Here is a 20,949-nt window from a genome sequence, read left to right on the forward strand (position 1 = left end):
CGTTGCCCTACTTCTTCGCTGCGACGGGATTGGTCAGGGTACCGATTCCCTCGACGGTGATCGACACACTGTCACCGTCGACGATGGGTCCCACTCCCTCAGGGGTTCCAGTGAGAATGACGTCGCCGGGGAGCAGCGTCATCACCGCGGACACCCACTCGATGATCTTCGGAATGTCGTGCAGCAGAAGCGAAGTGCGGCTCCGCTGCTTGACGACACCGTCGACCTCGGTCTTGATCTCCAGATCGGAGGGATCGAGCGAGGTCTCGATCCACGGCCCCAGTGGGCAGAAGGTGTCGTGCCCCTTCGCGCGAGTCCACTGTCCGTCGTTCTTCTGGTGGTCACGGGCCGAGACGTCGTTGGCGACGGTATATCCGAGCACCACCTCGTAGGCCTTCGACGCGGGAACATCCTTGCAAGGACGACCGATCACAATGGCCAGTTCACCTTCGTAGTGCACCTCGTTCGATGACGACGGCAGCACGATGGCCGCGCCCGGGCCGACGATGGAGGTGTTCGGCTTGATGAAGATCACGGGGTCCTTCGGTGCCTCACCGCCCATCTCGGCCGCGTGAGCGGCGTAGTTCTTGCCGATGGCGATGACCTTGCTGGCAAGGATGGGCGCGAGCAGTCGTACGTCGGCCAGCGGCCACGACCGACCCGTGAACGTGGGTGTGCCGAAAGGATGTTCGGCAATTTCCTTCGCAGTCTGCGAGTCACCGTCACCTTCGATACTCACGAATGCCACACCATCAGGACTTGCAATTCGACCGAGACGCATGCCAGAAGTCTATCGACCGTCGTTCGCCTCACGTCGACGCCGTCCGATCCGTCGATCTTTCGCCGGTGTAATGTCTTCGACAATTTCCACATCTCAAGATATCAAGTCCACATAGTGGGACGATCAGAGAACAGAGAGAGCCGAATGAACACCACCGAGCAGTTGGCCGGCATCGGCGAGGCACGGCGCTGGTTCATGCTCGTACTCGGAATGCTTGCGCAGACTGCAGGTGCCGTCTTCATCAACGGTGCTGCATTTCTCATACCTTCGCTGCACGACGACCGAGGACTCGGCCTTGCCACGGCAGGATTCGTCGTTGCGATGCCGACCGTCGGCATCATGTTGACCCTCATCGCATGGGGCGTACTCGTCGACCGGATCGGCGAACGTCTCGTCCTGGTGATCGGGCTGGGGCTCACGGCCGCCGCGAGTGTCGCTGCAGTGGCCAGCGCCTCCATTCCGGTGCTGGCCGTTCTTCTGCTGACCGGCGGCATGGCAGCCGCCAGTGCGAACAGCGCGAGCGGACGAGTCGTGGTGGGATGGTTCCCGCCGCATCGCCGTGGATTGGCGATGGGCATCAGGCAGATGTCGGTCCCGCTGGGCGTGGCCGTTGCGGCACTGACCATCCCACCCATCGCCCGGGACCACGGCGTCGGAGCGGCATTGCTCGTACCCGCTGCCGTGTGCGCAACGGCCGCACTCCTGTGTCTCGCGGTCGTCGACCCCCCGCGTCCGAATCGCGTCGATGCCGCGGTGCAGGGTTTGCTCGACAATCCATACCGAGGGAGCAGGCAACTGTGGCGCATTCATGCCACGTCGATCCTCTTGGTGGTTCCGCAGTACGTGGTCTGGACGTATGCGCTCGTATGGCTGATGACCGACCGAGGATGGACGGCAGCGGCGGCGGGCGTCCTCGTCACGGTGACGCAAATTCTCGGCGCACTGGGCCGGATGAGCGTCGGCGCGCTGTCCGATCGGGTCGGCAGCCGCATGCGGCCCCTGCGGTGGGTCGCGGTGACTGCCGCCGTCAGCATGCTCGGACTCGGAGTGGCCGACTGGTTCGACTCCCCCGTCGCGATCGTCTTACTCGTCGTCGCGTCCGTCGCCACCGTTGCCCCGAACGGTCTTGCCTTCACCGCTGTTGCCGAGATATCAGGACCGTATTGGAGCGGACGCGCCCTCGGCGTACAGAACACGAGTCAATACGTGTTCGCGTCGGCCGTGCCGCCGGTGTTCGGGGCCCTTGCGGCGGTCAGCTTTCCCATCGCATTCCTGGTGTCGGCGATCTTCCCCGCACTCTCCGTGCCGATCGTCCCCGACGATCCACGTCCCGAGATTCCCGACGAGAAGGCCGACAGCACCGGCTGATCCGGCACGGCGGGGATGTCCGAGAAACACGAAATGCCACGGTGGGCAGTCGGCCTACCGTGGCATTTCGTGACGTCGAGCTACAAGCGAGCGGCGATTCGTGCGCCGATCTCTTTCGTCGATGCCGCGGTGGTTCCTCGCTGCGCGAGATCCGCTGCGACAGCGGATTCCACTCGCGCGGCTCCCGCCGCATCGCCGAGATGATCGAGTAGCAGCGACACCGACAGGATGGCAGCGGTCGGATCGGCCTTCTGCTGTCCCGCGATGTCGGGCGCACTACCGTGAACCGGCTCGAACATGCTCGGGTTGGTACCGGTCGCATCGATGTTTCCGCTTGCGGCCAAACCGATTCCGCCGGTCACTGCGGCCGAGAGGTCGGTCACGATGTCGCCGAACAGATTGTCGGTGACGATCACATCGAACCGGCCGGGATCGGTGACGAGGTGAATCATCGCGGCATCGATGTGCTGATATGCGACCTCGACGTCCGGGAACTCCGCGGCGACCTCGTCGACGGTGCGAGCCCACAGGCTGCCTGCGAAGGTCAGCACATTGGTCTTGTGCAGCAGCGTCAGATGCTTCTTCCGAGTGAGCGCTCGCTCGAAGCCGTTGCGCACCACCCGCTCCACGCCGTAGCGCGTGTTGACGCTGACCTCGGTGGCCACCTCGTGCGGCGTACCGACCCGAAGCGCACCACCGTTTCCGGTGTAGGGCCCCTCGGTGCCCTCGCGCACGACGACGACGTCGATCTCCTTGTCGCCGGCCAGCGGGCCGACAACTCCGGGATACAGCTTGGCCGGACGCAGATTGATGTGGTGATCGAGCGCGAAGCGAGCGCGCAGCAGCAGTCCGCGTTCGAGCACACCACTGGGTACCGACGGATCACCGATGGCTCCCAGCAGGATTGCGTCGTGCTCACGCAGTTCCGCCAACACCGAGTCCGGTAGCAGCTCCCCGGTGGCGTTGTAGCGACGCGCACCGAGGTCGTACTCGGTCTTCTCGGTACCGGGCGCGACCACGTCGAGCACGGCAAGCGCCTCGGCGACGACCTCAGGTCCGATTCCGTCCCCGGCGATGACGGCCAGCTTCATCTCACTCCTCGTGTGTTCGTTCGATTTCTGTCCGATCGGCTTCGAGCGATCAGGACAGATCGACCAGCTCGATGGTGGACGCGCCGACCGCGGTGGCGATGCTCGCGCTCAACTCCGCCGGAACGTCCTTGTCGACGCGCAACAGAATAGTTGCGCCGTCACCCTCGGAGTCCTGGCTGAGCGCAGCGGCCTGGATGTCGATGCCGGCGTCGCCGAGCAGCGTGCCGATCCGGCCGAGACTGCCGGGCTGATCTGCGTAGTTGACGATGAGGTTCTTTCCCTCGGCGCGCAGATCGAAGTTGCGACCGTTGATGTTGACGATCTTCTCGACCTGCGTCGTTCCGGTGAGAGTTCCGGCGACGTTCAGGACCGTTCCGTCGCCGTACACGGCCCGGACGTCGACGACGCTGCGGTGGTTCTCGCTTTCGGGAGCGGTCGTCACCTCGGCGGTGACACCGCGCTCGTCGGCGAGCGAGGGCGCGTTGACGAAGGTGACCGAATCCTCGATCACGGCCGAGAACAGACCGCGCAACGCAGACAGCTTCAGAATCTGAACGTCCTCGCTGGCGAGTTCTCCGCGCACGTCGACCGAGAGCGACGTGGGAAGCTCGGTGGACAGTGCGCCCAGCAGTACGCCCTGCTTGCGCACGATCTCGAGCCATGGCGAGACCTCTTCGCCGACGGCTCCACCCTTGACGTTGACCGCGTCGGGCACGAATTCGCCTGCAAGAGCGAGCAACACGGACTTGGCCACATCGGTGCCTGCGCGGTCCTGGGCCTCGGTGGTCGATGCGCCGAGGTGCGGGGTGACGACGACCTGGGGCAGCTCGAACAACGGGCTGTCGGTGCACGGCTCGGAGGCGTAGACGTCGATACCGGCGGCGAACACATGACCGCTGGTGATGGCGTCGGCCAGCGCCTGCTCGTCGACCAGACCACCGCGAGCGGCGTTGACGACGATGACACCCGGCTTGGTCTTGGCGAGGGCTTCCTTGCCGATGATGCCCTTGGTCTCGGGCGTCTTCGGCAGGTGCACCGAGAACATGTCTGCGCGCTCGAGCAGCTCGTCCAAGCTCACCAGTTCGATACCGAGCTGCGCCGCGCGGGCAGCGGAAACGTAGGGGTCGTAGGCGATGATGTGCGTCTCGAATGCGGCGAGACGCTGCGCGAACAACTGACCGATGCGGCCGAGGCCCACGACACCGACGGTCTTGCCGAAGATCTCGACACCGTTGAACTTGCTGCGCTTCCACTCGTGCTGACGCAGGGTGGCGTCAGCAGCGGGAATCTGGCGCGCGGCCGCGAGAAGCAACGTGACTGCGTGCTCGGCGGCGGTGTGGATGTTCGAGGTCGGTGCGTTGACGACGAGGACGCCGCGCTCGGTGGCTGCGGGTACGTCGACGTTGTCCAGGCCGACGCCGGCGCGGGCGACGATCTTGAGATTGGTCCCGGCAGCGAGTACCTCGGCGTCGACCGTGGTCGCGGAGCGCACGAGGATTGCGTCGGCCTCAGGAACCGCAGCGAGCAGCGCGGGACGATCCGGGCCGTCGACCCAACGGACCTCGACGCCGTCACCCAGTGCCTCGACGGTGGACTGCGCAAGTTTGTCGGCGATCAGAACGACAGGACGGCCTGGCTGGCTCACGTGAAGAACTCCCTAAGTCGGTTCGAGACTGTTGACGGTAAAAATTCGGAGCTGGTGCAGCAGAAACAGTTTAGTGGCCGGCAACGTCGAGCTGCGACGCCACCGTCGGGCACGCACCGAAGGGCACCGCCACCTACGTAGCGGTGCCCTTCGATCAGTGTTCGTGCAAACGCGATTCGACGAGAATCATGCCGTTTCGGTGATCGGACGATCGACCCAGCTCATCAGGTCGCGCAGCTTCTTGCCGGTGACCTCGATGGGGTGCTCGGCGTTCGCCTTGCGCAGGCCCTCGAGCTCGGTGTTGCCGTTCTCGACGTTGGCCACCAGGCGACGAGTGAACTCACCCGACTGGATGTCGGCCAGAATTGCCTTCATGCGCTCCTTGGTGCCTGCGTCGATGACGCGAGGTCCCGAGAGGTAGCCGCCGAACTCCGCGGTGTCGGACACCGAGTAGTTCATGCGAGCGATGCCGCCCTCGTACATGAGGTCGACGATGAGCTTGAGCTCGTGCAGAACCTCGAAGTACGCCATCTCGGGCGCGTAGCCGGCCTCGACCATGACCTCGAAGCCGATCTTGACGAGCTCCTCGGTGCCACCGCACAGAACGGCTTGCTCGCCGAAGAGGTCGGTCTCGGTCTCTTCCTTGAACGTGGTCTTGATGACGCCTGCGCGGGTTCCGCCGATGCCCTTGGCCCACGACAGTGCCAATGCCTGGCCCTCGCCCTTCGGGTCCTGGTCGATGGCGATGAGCGCGGGAACGCCCTTGCCGTCGACGAACTGGCGACGCACGAGGTGGCCGGGACCCTTGGGGGCGACCATGCCGACGGTGACGAACTCCGGAGCCTTGATCAGGTCGAAGTGGATGTTGAGGCCGTGGCCGAAGAACAGCGCGTCGCCGTCCTTCAGGTTGGGCTCGATCTCTTCGGAGAAGATCTTGGCCTGAGCGGTATCGGGTGCGAGCACCATGATCACGTCGGCCCACTCGGACACCTCGGCGGGCGTGCCGACCTTCAGGCCCTGCTCCTCCGCCTTGGCGCGGGACTTCGAGCCCGCTGCCAGGCCGATGCGAACATCGACGCCGGAATCGCGCAGGCTCAGCGAGTGCGCGTGGCCCTGGCTTCCGTATCCGATCACAGCGACCTTGCGGCCCTGGATGATCGACAGATCAGCATCGTCGTCGTAGAACATCTCGACTGCCACTGGTTGTTACCTTTCCTCTTGGGTTTAACGCTCGTTCGTCACTTCGGTCGCTAGCGCGACGCAGTGATCGATTTCGGTCCACGTCCGACGGCAACGACTCCCGACTGGACTATTTCTCGAATTCCATAGGGGTCCAACATCTTCAGCAACGCATCGAGCTTCGAGCGGGTGCCCGTCGCCTCGACCGTGACGGCCTCGGGGGATACGTCGATCACCTTGGCGCGGAACAGGTTCACCGTTTCGATGACCTCGCTACGGACGCTGGCGTCGGCACGCACCTTGATCAGCAGCAGTTCGCGCGCCACCGAGGAATCGTCGTCCTGCTCGACGATCTTGATGACGTTGATGAGCTTGTTGAGCTGCTTGGTGACCTGCTCGAGCGGAAACTCGTCGACGGTCACCACGATCGTCATGCGCGAGATCTCGGGGATCTCGGTGCCGCCGACGGCGAGTGACGAGATGTTGAAGCCGCGCCGCGAGAACAGTGCAGCGACGCGAGCCAGCACACCTGGCTTGTCCTCGACGAGGACGCTGAGGGTATGACTGGTGCTCACTGGTCGGTGCCTTTCACGTCGTTGTTCTGCGGGTGTGGTGCCTGCTCGCGTTCCATGGCCTCGTCGATTCCTGGCTCGCTACCCACGGTCTCGTCCTCGTCGAACAGCGGACGAATGCCGCGGGCGGCCATGATCTCGTCGTTACCGGTTCCGGCTGCCACCATCGGCCACACCTGAGCGTCTGCTCCCACGATGAAGTCGATGACGACCGGACGATCGTTGATCGCGCGGGCCTGGGCGATCACCGCGTCCACGTCCTCTTCCCGCTCGCACCGCAGGCCGACGCAACCCAATGCCTCGGCGAGCTTCAAGAAATCGGGGATACGGACGGCACCGTGGGTACCGAGGTTGGTGTTGGAATAACGCTCCTCGTAGAACAGGGTCTGCCACTGGCGGACCATGCCGAGGTTGCCGTTGTTGATGAGCGCGACCTTGATCGGGATGCCCTCGACCGCGCACGTCGCGAGTTCCTGGTTGGTCATCTGGAAGCAGCCGTCACCGTCGATGGCCCACACCTCGGCGTCGGGGAGGCCCATCTTGGCCCCCATGGCGGCCGGAACCGCGTATCCCATCGTGCCGAGGCCGCCCGAGTTGAGCCACGTACGCGGCTTCTCGTAGCTGATGAACTGTGCGGCCCACATCTGGTGCTGGCCGACTCCAGCGCAGTAGATCGCGTCGGGTCCGGCGAACTTGCCGACCGAGGAGATGACGAACTCGGGCGACATGGATCCGTCGGACGGGCGGTCATAGCTCAGCGGATAGGTCTTGCGGATGCCGTCGAGGTAGACCCACCACTGTTCGAGGTCGAGCGTGGTTCCGGTAGCGCGATCTGCGCGAAGCGCTTCGATGAGCTCGGTGATGACCTCGCGGCAGTCACCGACGATCGGCACGTCCGCGTACCGGTTCTTGCCGATCTCGGCCGGGTCGATATCGGCGTGGATGACCTTGGCGTTCGGCGCGAACGACGAGAGCTGGCCGGTGACGCGGTCGTCGAACCGGGCCCCGAGCGTGATCAGCAGGTCGCTGCGCTGCAGCGCGGCGACTGCGGCGACGGTGCCGTGCATACCCGGCATCCCCAGATTGAGCTGATGAGAGTCGGGGAACACACCGCGAGCCATCAGAGTGGTGACGACAGGGATTCCGGTCAATTCGGCGAGCTCGAGCAGCTCTGCCGAGGCGTTGGCCTTGATGACGCCACCACCCACGTAGAGCACCGGCTGCGCGGCGTCGGCGATGTAGCGCGCCGCCTCACGAACCTGCTTGCCGTGCGGCTTGGTCACCGGGCGATAGCCGGGCAGACGCATCTCCGGCGGCCACGAGAACGTGGTCTGCGCTTGCAGCACATCCTTGGGGATGTCGACGAGCACGGCACCGGGGCGACCGGAGGACGCGATGTAGAACGCCTCGGCCATGATGCGCGGGATGTCGGCACCGTCGGTGATGAGGAAGTTGTGCTTGGTGACGGGCATCGTGATTCCCGAGATGTCGGCTTCCTGGAAGCCGTCGGTACCGATGAGACTGCGGGCGACCTGACCGGTGATGGCAACGATCGGCACCGAGTCCATCTGCGCATCGGCGAGCGGGGTGACGAGGTTCGTCGCGCCTGGGCCCGACGTTGCCATGCAGACGCCGACGCGTCCGGTGGCCTGGGCGTATCCGGTCGCGGCGTGGCCTGCGCCCTGCTCGTGACGAACGAGGACGTGCCTGACCTTCTTCGAGTCGAAGAGCGGATCGTAGATCGGAAGAACCGCGCCACCGGGAATGCCGAATACGGTGTCGACGTCGAGTTCTTCGAGGGCACGTACGACCGACTGCGCACCGGAGACCTTTTCCGGGGCGACGTGACGTCGCGATCCGTTGGTCGCCGCTTCTGCGGACGGGCTGCTGGTCGACGGGCTTGCGGCCGGCCCCGACTTACGAGTCGTGGGCCCCGGGCGTGCGGTTGGTGCGCTCACTGATTGCTTCCTCAGGAATGTGAAATTGCTGGGCGATCTCTGGGCAAGAAAAAACCCCCGTCAGCGAGTGCTGTACGAGGGTGGCGCGTCGATGCGAGTTTGAACAACCGGCTCAGGCGTTGACGCGCCGGCCGATTACGAGTATCCAATTCCGCTTCACGCGCTCGACGGTAGGCGCGCGCACAGGGAAGAGTCAAACTCGTCACGACGCAATCCCATTATGTGAGATCGCGTAGATGCAATGCGAAGATGAATGGGTGTCGTCTCCGCAGCAGTCCGAACCACCTCTTTCATCATCCCACACTGCCTCCGAGGCACCGAACGGTGCCGAGGGTCAGCAACCGTCGACCACGCAGGTCATTCGCATGCCGCGCCTTGCACTGCTCGGCGTGGCGCTTCTGCTCTTCGGCACAGCGCTGCCGGCGTTCAGCTGGCCCGCGGCTCTGGGCTGGCTGCTGATCCTGCCGGTCGTTGCGTTCGTCTGGGTGCTTCGGGTGCGCACCGTCGTCACTCCGGACGCGATCACCGCTCGAAGGTTCGTGGGTTCGGACGTGATCGAGTGGAATTCGGTGACGGGTCTGCATTTCCCGGATCGCCGCTGGGCGCGCGTCGTGCTGAGCGACAAGAGCGAGAAGTCGCTGCCGCTGGTGCGGTTCGATCTCCTCCCCCAACTCGCGGCTGCCAGCGGCGGCCGCATCACCGATCCGTACGCCGCTGCCGCTGCCGCAGAAGACAAGGCCCGAGCGGAAGGCGACGACGCCGAGGGCGAGCAGGCACCGACCGACCGGTAGCCGACGGCGAGTAGCCTCGCCCGTGCGAGAAACCGCTGCAACGAACGAGGACTACGCACATGCCGCCGCTACGCTCACGGGTCACCACAGTCGGACGCAACGCCGCGGGCGCACGCTCGCTGTGGCGCGCCACCGGAATGACGGATTCGGATTTCGGTAAACCCATCGTCGCCATCGCGAACTCGTACACCCAGTTCGTCCCGGGCCACGTGCACCTGAAAAACGTGGGCGAGATCGTCGCCGACGCCGTCCGCGCGGCCGGCGGCGTTCCCCGAGAATTCCACACGATCGCCGTCGACGACGGCATCGCCATGGGCCACGGCGGCATGCTGTACTCGCTGCCCAGCCGCGAGATCATCGCCGATTCCGTCGAGTACATGGCCAACGCCCACACCGCCGACGCGCTGGTGTGCATCTCCAACTGCGACAAGATCACTCCCGGCATGCTCAATGCCGCGATGCGCCTGAACATCCCGGCCGTCTTCGTCTCGGGCGGACCGATGGAGGCGGGCAAGGCCGTCGTCGTCGGCGGCGTCGCACAGGGACCGACCGACCTGATCACCGCGATCTCCGCCAGCGCGAACGACGCTGTGTCCGAGGAAGGCCTCGACGAGGTCGAGCGCAGTGCGTGCCCCACCTGCGGATCCTGCTCGGGAATGTTCACTGCGAACTCGATGAACTGTCTCACCGAGGCTCTCGGACTCGCACTGCCCGGAAACGGTTCGACCCTGGCTACTCACCAGGCCCGCCGCGCCCTGTTCACGCGGGCCGGCACCACGATCGTCGATGCCGCGTTGAAGTACTACCGCGACGAGGACGAGTCCGTTCTCCCTCGCAACATCGCCACGCCGGCCGCGTTTCGCAATGCCATGGCACTGGATGTGGCGATGGGCGGATCGACCAACACGGTGCTGCACACCCTCGCTGCCGCGCAGGAAGGTGAGGTCGACTTCGACCTCGAGACCATCGACGCCATCAGCCGCAAGGTCCCGTGCCTGGCGAAGGTCTCCCCCAATTCCGATTACCACATGGAAGACGTGCACCGCGCCGGCGGAATTCCGGCTCTCCTCGGCGAACTGCGTCGCGCGAACCTGCTCGAAACCGACGTCTCGACCGTGCACACGAAGAGCTTCGACGAGTGGCTCGACACCTGGGACATCCGATCCGGAAAGGCGTCCGACGAAGCGATCGAGCTGTTCCACGCCGCTCCCGGCGGAGTCCGAACCGTCGAACCGTTCTCCACGAGTAATCGCTGGTCGACTCTCGACACCGACGCCGCCGGCGGCTGCATCCGCGATCTCGAGCATGCGTACACGGTCGAAGGTGGCCTGGTGGTGCTCCGCGGCAACATCGCGGTCGACGGTGCCATCCTCAAGACCGCAGGCATCGACGAGGACCTGTTCGCGTTCCAGGGCCCGGCCCTGGTCGTCGAATCACAGGAAGAGGCCGTCTCGGCCATCCTGCAGAAGAAGATCCAACCCGGCGACGTGCTGGTCGTTCGCTACGAGGGACCCAAAGGCGGCCCCGGCATGCAGGAGATGCTGCACCCGACGGCGTTTCTGAAGGGTGCCGGTCTGGGCAAGGTCTGCGCGCTGATCACCGATGGCCGCTTCTCCGGCGGAACCTCGGGCCTGTCCATCGGGCACATCTCGCCCGAGGCCGCAGCAGGCGGAGTCATCGGGCTCGTCGAGAACGGTGACCAGGTTCGGATCGACGTCGCCTCACGCACCCTCGAAATCCTCGTCGACGACGAGACCCTCGAGACCCGCCGAGCGAAGATGACGGCGTCCGAGCGCCCGTGGCAGCCGGTGGACCGCCAGCGCACGGTCACTACTGCCTTGCGCGCATATGCGGCCCTGGCGACGTCGGCCGACAAGGGTGCCGTCCGCTACGTGCCCTGAGGGAAAAACATGTGCGTGGTACTTCGTAGCGGACTACGAAGTACCACGCACATTGGTTCGATAGGTGTCGGAGATCAGCGAACGACGGGGTTGGCTCCGTTGAGGAAGATCCAGATGCAGACTCCGGCGGCGATGCCGACGACGAGTGCAAGCAGCGATCCGATTCGCGGTCGAGTGGCCCACCCGCGGCGACCGTCGAAGGCGATCTTTCCCGGGCCCGTGAGAATGATTGCGGCCGCGGCGAAACCGAGAACTGTCTCGTATTCGACGCCGCTGCTACCGGAGAACTGCAATCCGGGCTCTGCGGCCTGCTTGAAGCACCACGCATTGATGATCGTCGCCAGCACGGCTGCGCCCGCAAGGGGTGTCGCCAGACCCAGGATCAACAACGCGCCGCCCAGCGTCTCGCCCGCAGCAGCCGCGATCGCGAGAATCTCCGAGTAGCGAAAGCCCGAGGTCTCCAGCAAGTTCTGGAATCCGTCGAGTCCCGGCCCATCCCACAGGCCGACCAGTTTCTGCAGGCCGTGACCGAGGAATACCGCCCCTATCGCCACGCGCAGGACGAACAAGCCGAGATCGGTGCTACCACGACGAGCAGGAACCTCGACGGTCTCGGTGCGAACCTCGGGCTCCGAGGTGACTGCCGCCCTGGCCCCTGCGGCTCCCGCGCCCGCCGAGGTACCGAGGTACTCGGTGGAGTGATCGGCGTATGCGGTCGAGGACGTGCTGTCGGCCGACGCGCCGGTGGTGGACGAATCCGCGTAAGTCGACGGCCGATAGGCCTGGATCTTCTCGGTCGGTTGCGCATCGGTCGAACTGGTATCGGACGAACGCGCGTCGGAAGAACGCGCGTCGGACGTGGACGAGTACGGGAAGTCGAGCTCGTCGTCGGTTCGAGGCAATCGATCCGAGGCGGATGTACCGGACGCAGAGCGCGAGGGTGGGATCTGTTCGGTGGGATTGTCGTACGGGCTCTCGGCCGGTTCGTACGACTGGTCCGGCCGGTTGGGGTCGCGCGGTGTATCGGTCACCTCTCCACAGTAGAGCCGATATGCGCCGATTCCCCTCATGGCCGCGTGGCGAGTCCGCGTCACTGCTGACGTACCGTTCGAAGGATGAAGCCGGTCGGAGCGTCACCTCGAAGTGCCACTGCCGCTGTCGTCGCACTCACGATGACGGCCGCCATGCTCGCCGGGTGCGCCCGCTTCGACGACTCGAATTCGTCGCCGTTCACCCCTGCACCCGAGGTCGGTGCGGCCGAGTTGAAACCGACGACCCCCAGCGAGGCACCGCCTTCGTCGGATCCGAATGCTCCGCCCCCGCCGTCGGGTCCCTGCGTCGATCCCGACCCCTCGGTGATCGCGACGTGTCTGGACACCACCGGCGGCCTCGTCGCACTCCCCGACGGACAGAGCGCGCTGGTTGCCGAGCGCCGCACCGGTCGCATCATGGAGGTTGCGGCCGGTCGAACACCGCTCGAGGTGGCCAGGATTGCGGTCGATGGAACCGGTGACGGTGGCCTGCTCGACATTGCGCTCTCTCCGACGTACGCCGAGGACAGGCTGCTCTACGCCCTCGTCACCACACCCTCGGACACCAGGGTGGTTCGGCTCGCTCCCGGCGACGTTCCCAAGGACATCTTGACCGGCATTCCTCGCGGCGCGACGGGCAATCGTGGGTCCATCGATTTCTACACCCCGACCGAGCTGCTCGTCCTCACCGGCGACAACGGCGACCCGGCCGCAGCCGCGAGCCCGGATTCTTTGTCCGGCAAGCTGTTACGGGTGACGTCATTGTCCCCGACGTCCAATCCCCCGCGTCCGCAGATCGCACTGAGCGGAATCGGGACGGCAGGCGATGTGTGCACCGACGGTGCCGGGAACATCTACGTGACCGACCGCACCGCGATCGAAGACCGCTTGCAGCGCATCGACAAACTCGGCGCGGTGTTCTCTCCGGTATGGACGTGGCCGGACCGCCCCGGCGTAGCTGGATGCGCAGCAGGCGACGGCGGTGTGGCCGTAGCCCTCACGACGGCGAAAGCTGTTGCAGCACTGACCACCGATGCAAACACCGGAGCTGTGTCGGCCGAACCGACGCTGCTGATCCAGGACCGCTACGGGCAGCTGAACGGGGCAACGAGCTCGGCCGACGGTCAGATCTTGGTCGGAACTGTGAACAAGAGCGGTGCGGAGCCCGGCCCCACCGACGACCGCGTCGTCAAGGTGCCCTTCCCAGGTGGAGGCGCAGGCGGTGTCGACTGATCGAGAAACGGCTGCGGCCGAGCGCAAATTGCACTCGGCCACAGTCGATATCGACGATCAGGACTGGCCGCAGGCCTCGAGGACGAGCTCCTTGACGCGGGCCGCGTCGGCTTGACCGCGGGTCGCCTTCATCACCGCACCCACGATGGCACCGGCAGCTTGAACCTTGCCGCTGCGGATCTTCTCCACCACACCGGGATTCGCGGCAAGTGCCTCGTCGACGGCGGCTTGGAGCTTCGTGTCGTCTTTCTCCAATACGAGGTTACGGTCGGCCATCACCTGAGCCGGCTCGCCCTCGCCTGCCAGCACCCCGTCCACCACCTGACGGGCACCATTGTTGTTGAGCTTGCCGTCGGAGACCAACGCGGCGACTTCCGCCACCTGGGCCGGTGTGATCGACAGATCGTCCAGCTCCACTCCGGCCACATTGGCTTGCTGCGACAGGTACGACACCCACCAGGACCTCGCTGCCTGTGGCGACGCACCTGCGTCCACCGTTGCCGCGACGAGCTCGAGTGCACCGGAGTTCACCAGGTCGCGCATTTCCTCGTCGGAGACGCCCCAATCCTTCTGGATCCGGCCGCGTCGCAACCACGGAAGCTCGGGCAGGGTCCCGCGGAGCTCCTCGATCCAGTCCGCGTTCGGAGCGACCGGCGCAAGATCAGGCTCGGGAAAGTACCGGTAGTCCTCTGCGGTCTCCTTCTTGCGGCCTTTGGTGGTAGTGCCGTCGGATTCCTGGAAGTGCCGAGTCTCCTGCGTCACTTCTCCGCCGGATTCGAGAACCGCTGCCTGACGGCGCATCTCGTACCGAACGGCAACCTCGACACTCTTGAGCGAGTTGACGTTCTTCGTCTCGGTGCGGGTGCCGAGTTCGGTGGCGGTCTTCTTCATCAGCGATACGTTGGCATCACAGCGCAGCGAACCCTGATCCATCCGTACGTCGGAGACGTTCAGCGACTTCAACAAATCTCGGAGTGCGGTGACGTAGGCACGTGCCACTTCGGGCGCGCGGGCTCCGGTTCCCGTGATCGTCTTCGTCACGATCTCCACCAGCGGCACACCGGCACGGTTGTAATCGAGCAGCGAATGCGACGCTCCCTCGATGCGGCCGGTCGCTCCGCCGACGTGCGTCGATTTGCCGGTGTCCTCTTCCATGTGCGCGCGCTCGATCTCGACGCGGAACGTGCTGCCGTCGTCGAGCAGAACATCGAGGTAGCCCTCGGTGGCGATGGGCTCGTCGTACTGCGAAATCTGATAGTTCTTCGGCTGATCCGGGTAGAAGTAGTTCTTACGAGCGAACCGACCCCACGGAGTGATCGAGCAATTGAGCGCCAATCCGATACGGATCGCAGACTCCACGGCAGCGGCGTTGACCACCGGTAGCGCGCCGGGAAGGCTCAGGCACACCGGGCACACCTGCGTGTTGGGTTCGGCACCGAACGCGGTGGGGCAACCGCAGAACATCTTGGTCTCCGTACCCAACTCCACGTGCACCTCCATGCCCAACACGGGGTCGAACGTGGCGAGCACATCGTCGTAATCGATCAGATCGACGGTTGCAGCAGTCATGGTCCGTAGTTTATGCATTGCGTACGACGCGCGAGTAACCACGTGCACTCGCTACCGTGCACGGGTGACGCACACCGAGAAGCAGACGCTGTCGATGACCGTGCTGATGACCCCGGACATGGCGAATTTTTCCGGCAACGTCCACGGCGGCACCATTCTGAAATTCCTGGACCAAGTGGCGTATGCCTGTGCCAGCCGCTACGCCGGGGCGTACGTGGTCACTCTGTCGGTCGATCGAGTGGTCTTTCGCGAGCCCATCCACGTCGGTGAACTCGTCACCTTCTCGGCGTCGGTCAATTACACCGGCCGCACCTCGATGGAAGTCGGGATTCGAGTGGAGACCGAGAACATTCAGCGCGGTGAGCTACGACACACCAACAGTTGCTACTTCACCATGGTCGCTATCGGCGACGACGGAAAGCCCACGACCCTGCCCCAGTTGCTGCCGACGACCGATGTCGGCGCTCAGCGCTTCGAGGCCGCGCGGCGACGACGCCAACTGCGCCGCGAGACCGAAGCACGCGAGGCCGAGATCCAAGAGGCCGCCGGTCGCATGTGACCTCGCGCGAGGCACCGGTTCAGCCGAAGAACGCGGCGGCGTCGTCGTACCGGGTCTGCGGTACCCGCTTGAGCTGCTTGGTCGCCTCGGCCAAGGACACCAAGCCGATCTCGGTGCCCCGCAACGAGACCATCTTGCCGAAGTCACCGGCGTGCGCCGCGTCTGTCGCGTTGACGCCGAATCGCGTCGCGAGCACGCGGTCGTAGGGCGTGGGGGTTCCACCGCGCTGAACGTGCCCGAGCACAGTGGTGCGAACTTCCTTGTTGATGCGTCGTTCGATCTCGACACCGAGCTGGTGCGCGACTCCGGTGAACCGAACGTGACCGAACTCGTCGATGCCACCGTCGAGTAGCTTCATCGAGCCCTCCATCGGCTTGGCTCCCTCGGCGACGACGCAGATGAAGTGTGAATCTCCACGCTGAAAACGCTTGCGCACCAACGTGCATACTTCCTCGACGTCGAACGGCTGCTCCGGGATGAGCGTCATGTGCGAGCCCGACGCCAATCCGGCGTGCAGCGCAATCCACCCCGCGTGCCGACCCATCACCTCGACGAGCATCACCCGCTGATGGGATTCGGCAGTGCTGTGCAAACGGTCGATCGCGTCGGTGGCGATCGTCAGGGCCGTGTCGAAGCCGAACGTGACGTCGGTGCAATCGATGTCGTTGTCGATGGTCTTGGGCACCCCCACCACCGGCACTCCCTCTTCCGACAACCAGGCGGCAGCAGTGAGGGTGCCTTCGCCACCGATCGGAATCAACACGTCGATGCCGTTGTCTTCGAGGGTCTGCTTGACTCGATCGAGCCCGGCGCGCAACACATCCGGGTTGGTGCGCGCGGTGCCGAGCATCGTGCCACCTTTGGTGAGCAACCGGTCGTTGCGGTCGTCGTTGCGCAGTTGCACGCGACGATCCTCGAGAAGGCCGCGCCATCCGTCCTGGAAGCCGACGACGGTGGAGCCGTACCGCGCGTCGGCGGTACGTACCACTGCGCGGATCACCGCATTGAGCCCTGGGCAATCGCCGCCTCCGGTCAGAACTCCGATGCGCATCGATTTTCGCCTCTCTGCTTACAGATCCGTGAGTGGACCCAACAACGGTCGTCAGCCTAATGGGGCGTGGAGCGCTGCGCGCGTCGGTACCACCCGCCGCTCACTTCGGCGTCACAACGCCGGTCTCGTAGGCCAGCACCACAGCCTGGGCACGATCGCGTAGGCCGAGCTTGGCCAGGACCTTGCCCACATGGGTTTTGACGGTCTGTTCGGCCAGGAACAGCGAGCCCGCGATCTCGGAATTGGACATGCCGGTGGCAATGAGTTCGAGCACCTCGCGTTCGCGCGGAGTCAGATCGCTCAGACGCGGCGACGTGTGGCGTCGCGCCCCGCGGCGGGCGGTGACGTCCGCGATGAGCCGTCTGGTCACCGACGGCGCCAGCAGGGCCTCGCCGCCGGCGACGACGCGCACACCTCGAATCAATTCCTCGGCCGGCGCATCCTTGAGCAGAAAGCCGCTCGCGCCGAGCGCCAGCGCCTCGTAGACATAGTCGTCGATGTCGAATGTCGTCAGCATCAGGATGCGCACCGGCGACGGGAGGGAGGCAGAGAGGATTGCTCGCGCGGCATCGAGACCGTTCATCTCCGGCATCCGAACGTCCATCAGCACCACGTCGGGCAGCAGTCGAGCAACCTCGCTGACCGCCGTCCTGCCGTTGTCGGCGTCCCCGATCACCGAGATATCGGCCTGAGCGCCGAGAAGCGCACCGAACCCCTGCCGCACCATCGCTTGGTCGTCGGCGATGAAGACCGTTGTCACCACGTCGTCAGCCTAGGCGAGTTCGTCCGTGACCAACGGTGCCGCCGAAGTCGGTAGCCCGTGGGGCACATGCACCGCGACCTCGAATCCGCCGTCCGGTAGGGCGGAAGCGTGCAGCCACCCGTGTGCTGCCCGTGCTCGGTCTCGCATGCCCGCTATCCCGTGCCCGCCGGTATCAGCCCCAGCGACACGTCCGACACCGATGTTCGGCGACGGCGCGTTGACCACGGTCATGGCAACGTTGCTCGGCGTGACCGTGATGTCGACGGTCACCGGAGCCTCGGAGGCATGGCGCGCAGCATTGGACAACGACTCCTGGAGGATTCTGTAGAGCGCCAGTCCTGTTGTCTCGGAGATCGATTCGATTGGTCCGGTAATGTTCCAGCGCACGTCCATCCCGGCCTTGCGGCTCGCGTGGAGGGCGCGTTCGAGATCGAGTGCATTCGGTGCCGGTGCGTCCTGCCACTGCTGACCATCACTGCGGAGTACACCGAGCATTCCTCGAATCTCGTTGAGTGCCTCGCGCGCCGTGGCACCGATCGACGCGAATTCCAGCGCGGCGGCCTCGGATACGTCGTCGAGTCGATACGGCGCACTCTGCGCCTGCACGACCACCATGGACATGTGATGCGCGACGACGTCGTGCAGATCTCGAGCGATCTTCGCCTTCTCCTCGAGAACCGTGCGCCTGGTGCGCTCGAGTTCGCTGACCTCCTCCTGCCGGGCAAGTTGCCTGCGGGAGAGGACGAGCCAGCGGATCAACAGTCCGAACACGACGACTGCCGTGAGACCGACCGACCAACCGACTCCGTCCGAGCCCGGCATGTACGCGAAGAACACCAGCATGCTGGTCAACCAGGCCAGCAGCAGCACCGCCGGCGGAGATCGCAGCGCGACGGCGAACAACAGCGCCAACAGAACGAGTATGTGCACTACCTGCCACGGATAGTCGTAGCCCGGAGTGCGGTCGAACGCTACCGGAATGACCAGGGCGGACAGCGCCGACACCGCCCACCCCAACGCGGGATTGACTCGAATCAGCACGAACGGGAAGGCCGCGAGTGCGCCGACGATAGGCATCAACGGCCCCGAGACATGATGGGTGACCGACAGTGTCGGCCATGCGATCGAATACAGCACCGCACCGACGACGACGATCAGCGCGTCGACCGAACGGACACCGGCAATTCGAGTCGGTACCCGACGCCTCGCCGCTCCTGGCTTCGATTCTCGTGATCTGTTCTTGCGCACGGACCGAGCCTAGGGAGTGTGGACCGACGAGGACGTCATACCTGAGTATCAGTTCCGCACACACCTGCGGTATCGAACCGGTCGCAGACCGAGACCGACAGTCACTGCAGAACGAGACCTCGGCGCGATGTGCGTCGGGCAACTCGCTTCGTAGCGTCGAAAGCCATGAACAGGAACACTTCTCGCATCCTGATGTGCATCGCCGCGGGCACGGTAGCGATGATTGCGACCACCGGTGCCGCGTCGTCCCCGTTGTCCGCACCCGACAAAACATCGCCCGTCGCCGTAGCGATGCGCGCGCTCGTCACCGACTCGGCAGACGCGGCGACCCGAGCGATCCCCGCCGACTTCGCATCGGTGATGGGCTACCGACCGATAGTGCTCGACGCCATGGCAGGCAATCCTCACGGGGACTGTTCTTCACCCGTGCCGCTGCCGACGGAGTTCGAATCCGCCTGCAAAGCACACGATCTGGGCTACGACCTCATACGGTATGCCGCCGCGACGGGCAAGACCGTGGACCCGCACTGGCGCCGAGCCATCGATGGTCGGTTGGAAAGCCGTCTGCACGCCGCCTGCATCGAGCGAACCGATGACGGATCCCGCCGGGCCTGCGACGCCGCCGCCTCGGTGGCCGCTGCGGCCGTGGACATGAATTCGTGGCGGCAGTCGTTCGGCACACCGGTGGCCGAACCCGCACTGCCGATCGCGCTGGGCGGCGCAGCCTTTGCCCTGATGACACTGTCGGTTCTTCTGACGGGCCGATACGTGCGCACGCGAATATCAGTACCCGAGATCGGCGAACACGCATGATCGCCACGATCACCGGATCCTCCGGGCGAATCGGCTCTGCTGGGACTTCTGTTGCACCGACACTCTCGACGGGCTTACGGCTGCCGCGAATCGGGACCTCGATTGCGCTCACAGCTGCAGTGGCGATGTCGTCGGCTCCTGCGCTGCTCCCCCGTCCAGCCGTCACCCAAGCACTGTTGATCGGTGTATCGATGGCGATCGCGCTCGCCCTCGCGTGGTCGGCCAGGCACGCTCTCGGCACGCGGGGACCCGCTGGATTCGGCGCGCGGGCGTGGACAGCGGGCGCTGGAACAGTGATCTCTATCGGCGCGCTGTACTCGAACATTCTGTGGCAGAACGAATTACGAGCCGCGATGGCCACCCGAGCAGTGGACTGGCACTACGCCGTCGAAATCATCGGTGGAGCGGCATGCGTCGCTCTCGCTCTGTGGGGTATCGGTCTCGGCACCCGGAGAGTGGGCACTGCGCTCGGCGGTGTGCGAACGGTCGTTCTGATCGCGGTCGTCGGCGTGCTGTCGTACGTCGTCGCCGCGCCCGCGCTCTGGTCGGCCATGTCCAGTTCTTTCTCGGCCTCGAACTCGGAAGTGCACGATACGGTGACCGCACCGATTGCGACGACGAGATCAGGTGGTCCCGACTCGCTCGTTCCGTGGAGCACGTTGGGTAGAGAAGGCAGAAAGTTCGCGTCCGCGGCTTCGTCCCCGGTACCGTGCGCACCTACGTCGGCCTCGACTCGGCGCCCACGCTCGATCGACGGGTCGCGTTGGCCGTCGCGGACATGGAACGCGCGGGCGCTTTCGATCGCAGTGTGGTGGTCGTCGCGATACCGACCGGATCGGGATGGGTGGACGAGAATGCGGTCACAGGTGCCGAACGCAGATTCGGCGGGGATGTCGCGACCGTGGCGGTGCAGTACTCGAACAAGCCGAGCTGGGCGACGTTCATGTTCGCCGAGGACGACGCACGCAGCTCGGCCGAGGCAGTTGCACATGCGGTCGCAGCGCGGGCAGCCACGAAATCGACACCGCCACAGATCGTCGTGTACGGCCAGAGTCTGGGGGCGGTGGCGGGCAGCGGCGCCTATCTGTCTTTTCGTCGAACCGATCCACTCGTCTGCGGAGCAGTATGGGCAGGTCCACCTGCCGGAGCCGTGAACACCGACGGCGCAACGGTGCTCGCCAATTCATCGGACCCCGTCGTCCGATGGTCTGCAGATCTGCTGTGGTCGGCGCCCGATCCGACGGCAACCCGTCACGATGCGCCGACGCCGATGTGGCTACCGCTCGTCAGCTTCGTCCAGACGTCCGTCGATCTGGCCGCGGCGCTCGACGTGGAGGCCGGCCACGGCCATCGATACGGAATCGACCAGGGCACCAGCATGCCGCTGTGCCGGTGA

18 protein-coding genes and 1 pseudogene are annotated in these 20,949 nt (G+C 65.1%); 8 read left to right on the forward strand and 11 right to left on the reverse strand.

Annotated elements, in window-relative coordinates:
• Positions 1 to 7: 7 nt before the first annotated feature.
• On the reverse strand, positions 8 to 781 hold the full coding sequence (locus QM797_RS11080) for a fumarylacetoacetate hydrolase family protein (RefSeq protein WP_032377001.1): 774 nt from the start codon (positions 779 to 781) through the stop codon (positions 8 to 10).
• Here QM797_RS11080 and QM797_RS11085 point away from each other — a divergent pair.
• Positions 686 to 2,149 (forward strand): MFS transporter, encoded by a 1,464-nt coding sequence (locus QM797_RS11085; protein WP_502942313.1) that lies wholly within the window; start codon positions 686 to 688, stop codon positions 2,147 to 2,149. The genes QM797_RS11080 and QM797_RS11085 overlap by 96 nt on opposite strands.
• Positions 2,150 to 2,229: 80 nt before the next feature.
• On the opposite strand, the gene QM797_RS11090 is transcribed toward QM797_RS11085, so the two are convergent.
• The 5 genes from QM797_RS11090 to QM797_RS11110 form a co-directional block, all read right to left on the reverse strand.
• Complete coding sequence (locus QM797_RS11090; RefSeq protein WP_283275602.1) at positions 2,230 to 3,240, reverse strand: 3-isopropylmalate dehydrogenase; 1,011 nt, start codon at positions 3,238 to 3,240, stop codon at positions 2,230 to 2,232.
• Between the two features lie 49 nt (positions 3,241 to 3,289).
• Entirely contained in the window at positions 3,290 to 4,885 is a 1,596-nt protein-coding gene (gene serA / locus QM797_RS11095) for a phosphoglycerate dehydrogenase (protein ID WP_283275603.1), read from the reverse strand.
• A gap of 186 nt (positions 4,886 to 5,071) precedes the next feature.
• The gene (gene ilvC, locus QM797_RS11100; protein ID WP_283275813.1) at positions 5,072 to 6,073 is read right to left on the reverse strand and encodes a ketol-acid reductoisomerase; all 1,002 of its coding nucleotides are present in this window, start codon (positions 6,071 to 6,073) and stop codon (positions 5,072 to 5,074) included.
• A 62-nt stretch (positions 6,074 to 6,135) separates the two neighbouring features.
• On the reverse strand, positions 6,136 to 6,639 hold the full coding sequence (gene ilvN, locus QM797_RS11105; RefSeq protein WP_283275604.1) for an acetolactate synthase small subunit: 504 nt from the start codon (positions 6,637 to 6,639) through the stop codon (positions 6,136 to 6,138).
• A complete protein-coding gene (locus QM797_RS11110; RefSeq protein ID WP_283275605.1) occupies positions 6,636 to 8,594 on the reverse strand; it encodes an acetolactate synthase large subunit in 1,959 nt (652 codons plus the stop codon). The genes ilvN and QM797_RS11110 overlap by 4 nt, the downstream gene beginning before the upstream one ends.
• Positions 8,595 to 8,959: 365 nt before the next feature.
• Here QM797_RS11110 and QM797_RS11115 point away from each other — a divergent pair, with 365 nt between their 5' ends.
• Together QM797_RS11115 and ilvD are read left to right on the forward strand one after the other, a co-directional pair.
• Complete coding sequence (locus QM797_RS11115) at positions 8,960 to 9,385, forward strand: PH domain-containing protein (protein ID WP_283275607.1); 426 nt, start codon at positions 8,960 to 8,962, stop codon at positions 9,383 to 9,385.
• Between the two features lie 59 nt (positions 9,386 to 9,444).
• On the forward strand, positions 9,445 to 11,286 hold the full coding sequence (ilvD, locus tag QM797_RS11120; protein WP_283275608.1) for a dihydroxy-acid dehydratase: 1,842 nt from the start codon (positions 9,445 to 9,447) through the stop codon (positions 11,284 to 11,286).
• Positions 11,287 to 11,360: 74 nt separating this feature from the next.
• On the opposite strand, the gene QM797_RS11125 is transcribed toward ilvD, so the two are convergent.
• Positions 11,361 to 12,317: a DoxX family protein gene (locus QM797_RS11125; protein ID WP_283275610.1), complete on the reverse strand. Its 957-nt coding sequence runs from the start codon at positions 12,315 to 12,317 to the stop codon at positions 11,361 to 11,363.
• Between the two features lie 84 nt (positions 12,318 to 12,401).
• Here QM797_RS11125 and QM797_RS11130 point away from each other — a divergent pair, with 84 nt between their 5' ends.
• On the forward strand, positions 12,402 to 13,550 hold the full coding sequence (locus QM797_RS11130) for a PQQ-dependent sugar dehydrogenase (RefSeq protein WP_283275612.1): 1,149 nt from the start codon (positions 12,402 to 12,404) through the stop codon (positions 13,548 to 13,550).
• Between the two features lie 57 nt (positions 13,551 to 13,607).
• Here QM797_RS11130 and gatB read toward each other — a convergent pair whose 3' ends face one another.
• The gene (gatB, locus tag QM797_RS11135) at positions 13,608 to 15,119 is read right to left on the reverse strand and encodes an Asp-tRNA(Asn)/Glu-tRNA(Gln) amidotransferase subunit GatB (RefSeq protein WP_283275613.1); all 1,512 of its coding nucleotides are present in this window, start codon (positions 15,117 to 15,119) and stop codon (positions 13,608 to 13,610) included.
• Between the two features lie 94 nt (positions 15,120 to 15,213).
• Here gatB and QM797_RS11140 point away from each other — a divergent pair, with 94 nt between their 5' ends.
• Positions 15,214 to 15,678 (forward strand): acyl-CoA thioesterase, encoded by a 465-nt coding sequence (locus QM797_RS11140; RefSeq protein ID WP_283275814.1) that lies wholly within the window; start codon positions 15,214 to 15,216, stop codon positions 15,676 to 15,678.
• A 19-nt stretch (positions 15,679 to 15,697) separates the two neighbouring features.
• On the opposite strand, the gene QM797_RS11145 is transcribed toward QM797_RS11140, so the two are convergent.
• The 3 genes from QM797_RS11145 to QM797_RS11155 all read right to left on the reverse strand — a co-directional run bounded on the left by QM797_RS11145 (position 15,698) and on the right by QM797_RS11155 (position 18,740).
• Positions 15,698 to 16,729, reverse strand: a complete 1,032-nt coding sequence (locus tag QM797_RS11145) for an ATP-dependent 6-phosphofructokinase (RefSeq protein ID WP_032376991.1) — start codon at positions 16,727 to 16,729, stop codon at positions 15,698 to 15,700.
• Positions 16,730 to 16,829: 100 nt separating this feature from the next.
• Positions 16,830 to 17,492, reverse strand: coding sequence for a response regulator (locus tag QM797_RS11150; protein ID WP_283275615.1), 663 nt, complete (start codon positions 17,490 to 17,492; stop codon positions 16,830 to 16,832).
• 9 nt (positions 17,493 to 17,501) lie between these two features.
• A complete protein-coding gene (locus QM797_RS11155) occupies positions 17,502 to 18,740 on the reverse strand; it encodes a sensor histidine kinase (protein ID WP_502942314.1) in 1,239 nt (412 codons plus the stop codon).
• Between the two features lie 165 nt (positions 18,741 to 18,905).
• Here QM797_RS11155 and QM797_RS11160 point away from each other — a divergent pair, with 165 nt between their 5' ends.
• From QM797_RS11160 to QM797_RS11165, 3 genes and pseudogenes are all read left to right on the forward strand, one after another.
• Positions 18,906 to 19,553 (forward strand): hypothetical protein, encoded by a 648-nt coding sequence (locus tag QM797_RS11160; RefSeq protein ID WP_283275616.1) that lies wholly within the window; start codon positions 18,906 to 18,908, stop codon positions 19,551 to 19,553.
• A 191-nt stretch (positions 19,554 to 19,744) separates the two neighbouring features.
• Positions 19,745 to 20,182 (forward strand): annotated as a pseudogene (locus tag QM797_RS26335) (alpha/beta-hydrolase N-terminal domain-containing protein); the annotation flags it as partial.
• Between the two features lie 80 nt (positions 20,183 to 20,262).
• Complete coding sequence (locus QM797_RS11165) at positions 20,263 to 20,949, forward strand: alpha/beta-hydrolase family protein (RefSeq protein ID WP_283275617.1); 687 nt, start codon at positions 20,263 to 20,265, stop codon at positions 20,947 to 20,949.

The organism is Rhodococcus sp. IEGM 1381, assembly GCF_030056795.1.
Lineage (GTDB): Bacteria > Actinomycetota > Actinomycetes > Mycobacteriales > Mycobacteriaceae > Rhodococcoides.

Coding starts and splice junctions, on each gene's coding strand:
- QM797_RS11085 (WP_502942313.1), top strand. CDS start 686: ATGTTCGGCAATTTCCTTCGCAGTCTGCGAGTCACCGTCACCTTCGAT.
- QM797_RS11080 (WP_032377001.1), bottom strand. CDS start 781: ATGCGTCTCGGTCGAATTGCAAGTCCTGATGGTGTGGCATTCGTGAGT.
- QM797_RS11090 (WP_283275602.1), bottom strand. CDS start 3,240: ATGAAGCTGGCCGTCATCGCCGGGGACGGAATCGGACCTGAGGTCGTC.
- ilvC (WP_283275813.1), bottom strand. CDS start 6,073: ATGTTCTACGACGACGATGCTGATCTGTCGATCATCCAGGGCCGCAAG.
- QM797_RS11115 (WP_283275607.1), top strand. CDS start 8,960: ATGCCGCGCCTTGCACTGCTCGGCGTGGCGCTTCTGCTCTTCGGCACA.
- ilvD (WP_283275608.1), top strand. CDS start 9,445: ATGCCGCCGCTACGCTCACGGGTCACCACAGTCGGACGCAACGCCGCG.
- QM797_RS11130 (WP_283275612.1), top strand. CDS start 12,402: ATGAAGCCGGTCGGAGCGTCACCTCGAAGTGCCACTGCCGCTGTCGTC.
- gatB (WP_283275613.1), bottom strand. CDS start 15,119: ATGACTGCTGCAACCGTCGATCTGATCGATTACGACGATGTGCTCGCC.
- QM797_RS11140 (WP_283275814.1), top strand. CDS start 15,214: ATGACCGTGCTGATGACCCCGGACATGGCGAATTTTTCCGGCAACGTC.
- QM797_RS11145 (WP_032376991.1), bottom strand. CDS start 16,729: ATGCGCATCGGAGTTCTGACCGGAGGCGGCGATTGCCCAGGGCTCAAT.
- QM797_RS11160 (WP_283275616.1), top strand. CDS start 18,906: ATGAACAGGAACACTTCTCGCATCCTGATGTGCATCGCCGCGGGCACG.